We start from the raw sequence: 3,964 nt of genomic DNA, 5'->3' as shown, positions 1-3,964 counted from the left end.
TATAAAAAGAGGTTATATAAAGTCAGATATGAAAAAACTATATTATACTATCTTTTCTTTTTGGAATAAACTATACTTTAAATATAGATATTTAATTTTAATAATTTTAGCAGTAAATTATCTTAGAAAGGAATGTGCTTTATATGTCTACAGACAAAGTTGTTGGAATCATAGATGAAGAATTAGCTGAACTTGCTGGAATTAAATATACTGGTAAAATTTATGCTTCTTCTGGTGTTATAAAACATATAAAGAAAAAACATAGAGGTCAATTAAGTAAAGACATTTTTAACGATATACTAGAAACTATAAAAATAGTGCTCAAATCTCCTGAGTATATAGGAAGCCATCCTAAAAAACCTGGTAAAAGTGTAGAATTTGTAAAAAAACTTGATGATTATATATTAGTTGCTACAGAACTAGATACAAAAAAGGGATATCTATATGTCTCTTCATTATATGCCATAAAAGAAGCAAAATTAGAAAGTAGAATTAGTAGTGGAAGAGTATTGCAATATGATAGTTAACATAATATTATTAATTTTTCCTAAAGGATTGAAAAATATTGTCAAATAGGTTATAATATAAATATATATGTAAATATTTATTAATTAGATTTGAGGTTGGAAAAGGCACCCAATACGCTGCTTATAGAGTAGTTAATAGAGATGCAGGATACGCCGCCCTGCCAAGTCTAATTAAATTTAAAAGAGAGGATTAATTCCTCTCTTTTTGTTTTTTAAAATTAATTTATTTAAAAGGGTGAAAAAATATGTGGATATTTAGCACAAAAGAAATACTAGAAAGAATTTTTTATTAGTTTTTAAAAATTTAGTTAGAAACTATATCATTATGGAAAAAAATGTATTATAATATGTAGAAATATTATAATAAGGAGCGATTGGATATGAGTTTATCAAAAAAAATAGAAGATAAAAGAAAAGCTAAACAAAGAGCTGAAAAAGCCAAACAAGCTAAAATTGCAACAGCTGGTGTCGTATTAGGAGCTGTTACTGGTGCAGTTGGAGGAGTATTACTAGCACCTAAATCAGGAAAAGAAACAAGAGAGGATATAAAGGGTGCATCTCAACAAATTGCTGATAAAATAAACATGAAAACCGTGGATGCAAAATGTAAAATATCTGAAAAATTAGAAGACAGAAAAGGAAATTTCATTGAATCAAAGCAAAAAATAAGAAATTATATAGATAATAAAAAACGAGTTGAAGATTCTAGCGAGGAAGATAGAGTAATAGACATTATTGAGCCAGTAAGTGCCACTGAGGAATAATAATGAATAACACAATAACAATTAATATTAGTATAATATATGTATTATTAGCTATACTTGGGTGTATCGCTTTAATTTATTTAATTATTGTACTTGCTAAATTACATAAGATTTTAAACAATGTTGGAAATGTATTAAATGAAAATACTCAAAATATAAATACAACTTTAAATAATCTTCCTAGTGTTGTAGATAGTTTTGGAGAAGTAGGCGAGAATATGAAAGATGTAACAGAAGCTGTTACTGAAGTTACAGCAGACTTTCTTGTTACTAAAGATAGTGTTAAATCAAACATGGATGTCATAGTTGATATATTAACTATAATTAAAAATGTTTTTTCAGATAAAAAATATTAATACTATAAGCTTTAGTATTTCTGTAAATTTAAAACCTTACTAAACTAATTTTTTAGAAAATATTTTATAAAGTATGAATAAATAAAGATGTATCTATTGATGAATAAACATAATAAGTAGATACATCTTTTTATTATATTTTTTGTAAAATAAACAATATTTAAATATTATTTATTTTATAATTTACCTATTTGTCTTAATGCTAATTTTACAGTTTCATATCTATCAGCACCATTTATTATTACATCACCTTTTACAAGATTATTAGCTTCTCCACCTACAACATAAACTTTTTTGCCTAAGCCTTGTTTATAGCTAGATGCTTCTACTACTAAAGCATCTTTCAATTGCCAGTATAAAATTTGAGCAGCAATTTTATCAGCGTCACCCTTATAAACTATTACATTTTCATACACTTTATCTCCCCCTTGAGAATTTGATATAGATTTATTTAATATTCCTTCTGCTATTAATTTAGCAACTTTATCTTTATTATTAACATAGTAATCTGTATCTACTTTACTATCTACAAAGCATACTTCTATTAATATTGCTGTTGCGTTAGTGTGATTAAGCCAATAAAGACCTCTAACATCAGCCTTTGCACCCCTATTTTTAAATACCGTAGCTAATTTAGAATTTACTTTTTCTGCATATGTCTTTCCATTATTGCTTTTATATATTGTTTCTGTACCTTCTGGAACTGAAGTTATGACATTTGCATTAAAATGAATTTGAACAGCTAAATCAGTTTCTTGCTTATTTGCTATAGCACATTGGTCAGTTAAATGATTATCTGACTTATCAACCCTTCCTGTATAAACAGTAGCCCCGCCTAATTTAAGCCATTTAACTACTAAGTCACTTATTATTCTTGTCTCTTTACCTTCGTTTATATATCCAACAGCTCCTGTGCCTTTTCCAGTTAAAGTGTGCCCTGGTATTACTACTACCTTCAAATTATACATCTCCTTTATGATTAAATTTAACTTCTATTTAATATATGCGCTATTTAAAATTTTGTTTCTTTTTATACTTTAATTATCTAATATAAAGTATTTTGTAAAATTATAGAATAATAGGTAGTAAGTATTAAAATTGCAGTTTTGTATATAACACATTGCTTGATTGTAATAATCTCAAGGCATATTCATCCATCCTATATCCAGTTTTATAGTAGATATGTTTAATTCCAGATTGAATTATAGCCTTAGTACAATTTAAACAAGGAAAATGAGTTACATAAATAGAACAATCTTTAACTGGTATACCTTCTTTTGCACAATAATAAAGTGCATTTTGTTCAGCGTGAATGGTCCTGATACAATGTCCTTCTCTCATCTCGTGACCAACTTCACTACAGTGCTTATCTCCAGATATGCTACCATTATATCCAGTAGATACGATTCTATTTTCTGAATTGACGATTATTGCACCCACATAAGCTCTATCACAAGTACCTCTTTCAGCTACTGTCTCACATAATCTCATAAAATACTCTTGCCATGAACATCTATTTTCAAGTTTATTTTCCAAACTAAATACCTCCAAATCTTATATTTAATATATAAGATTTATACCTTAAAAATAGTATTAAAAACAAATTTATTTTATAGCTAAAAGTATAAAAGATAAAATAAACTTCAAATTATTTTTTTAATAATTAAATTCTATTACATTAAACTTTTTTATAAAAATTTCATCATAAAATATGAAAACTGTCTTAATCAAATCAAGACAGTTTTTTATAATCAAAATTTATAATACAAGTTCATATTTTTCTTTAAACTCTTTTACAGCTTCAGGCCATGCCTTTTGTTCTGTAATACCTTTTTCTTTAGCTATTTTAATTGCAATTTCTCTTATCATTGCAGCTCCTTCTAATATTCCCATTTTCAATCTCCCTTCAAATATCTTTTTGTATAGAATATAAATAGTGCTGAAATTTCTTACATATTACATCTACAATATCTATACAACATATAACTTATGAATTCCTTTTATTTTCATACGCCTTTAACCGACATATAATTATATGCATTAAGCCTTAAAATTATGAATTTGATAGTAATTATTTTTTGTCTTTCATATACAATTGTGTAAGTTGCAAAATAGGGTAATCGGTATTTTAATTGTTCTATTACTTTATAATATACTCAATAAAAAATAAGATTGTATGACACATTTCCAGATATTATAGAAAGATGAATTGTGCTATTGGATTTATGTAATAAAATCAGTAAAAATCTAACTTGTTTTACTGATTTTATACACTAAAAACTGTAGGTAAATTTGTTTTATATTTCTCACAAATATT

Annotated in this window: 6 protein-coding genes; 3 read left to right on the top strand and 3 right to left on the bottom strand. The window is 26.1% G+C overall.

Features of this window, described 5'->3' with window-relative positions; all coding sequences use genetic code 11:
- The first annotated feature begins 143 nt into the window (after window positions 1-143).
- From KGF52_RS20480 to KGF52_RS20470, 3 genes are all read left to right on the top strand, one after another.
- Window positions 144-527, top strand: a complete 384-nt coding sequence (locus KGF52_RS20480) for a PBECR2 nuclease fold domain-containing protein (RefSeq protein ID WP_227841452.1) — start codon at window positions 144-146, stop codon at window positions 525-527.
- Window positions 528-907: 380 nt separating this feature from the next.
- Window positions 908-1,291, top strand: coding sequence for a YtxH domain-containing protein (locus tag KGF52_RS20475; RefSeq protein WP_227841451.1), 384 nt, complete (start codon window positions 908-910; stop codon window positions 1,289-1,291).
- Between the two features lie 2 nt (window positions 1,292-1,293).
- The gene (locus KGF52_RS20470; RefSeq protein WP_227828069.1) at window positions 1,294-1,647 is read left to right on the top strand and encodes a hypothetical protein; all 354 of its coding nucleotides are present in this window, start codon (window positions 1,294-1,296) and stop codon (window positions 1,645-1,647) included.
- A 176-nt stretch (window positions 1,648-1,823) separates the two neighbouring features.
- On the opposite strand, the gene KGF52_RS20465 is transcribed toward KGF52_RS20470, so the two are convergent.
- The 3 genes from KGF52_RS20465 to KGF52_RS21530 all read right to left on the bottom strand — a co-directional run bounded on the left by KGF52_RS20465 (window position 1,824) and on the right by KGF52_RS21530 (window position 3,540).
- Window positions 1,824-2,615 carry an N-acetylmuramoyl-L-alanine amidase gene (locus KGF52_RS20465; protein ID WP_227841450.1) on the bottom strand — a complete coding sequence of 264 codons (792 nt, stop codon included), beginning with the start codon at window positions 2,613-2,615 and terminating at the stop codon, window positions 1,824-1,826.
- A gap of 124 nt (window positions 2,616-2,739) precedes the next feature.
- On the bottom strand, window positions 2,740-3,183 hold the full coding sequence (locus tag KGF52_RS20460; RefSeq protein WP_227841449.1) for a deoxycytidylate deaminase: 444 nt from the start codon (window positions 3,181-3,183) through the stop codon (window positions 2,740-2,742).
- A 222-nt stretch (window positions 3,184-3,405) separates the two neighbouring features.
- The gene (locus KGF52_RS21530; protein WP_009889851.1) at window positions 3,406-3,540 is read right to left on the bottom strand and encodes a hypothetical protein; all 135 of its coding nucleotides are present in this window, start codon (window positions 3,538-3,540) and stop codon (window positions 3,406-3,408) included.
- Window positions 3,541-3,964 lie beyond the last annotated feature (424 nt).

Source organism: Clostridioides sp. ZZV15-6597 (genome assembly GCF_020657815.1).
Lineage (GTDB): Bacteria > Bacillota > Clostridia > Peptostreptococcales > Peptostreptococcaceae > Clostridioides.
This window is presented reverse-complemented; position numbering and strand designations above follow the sequence as displayed.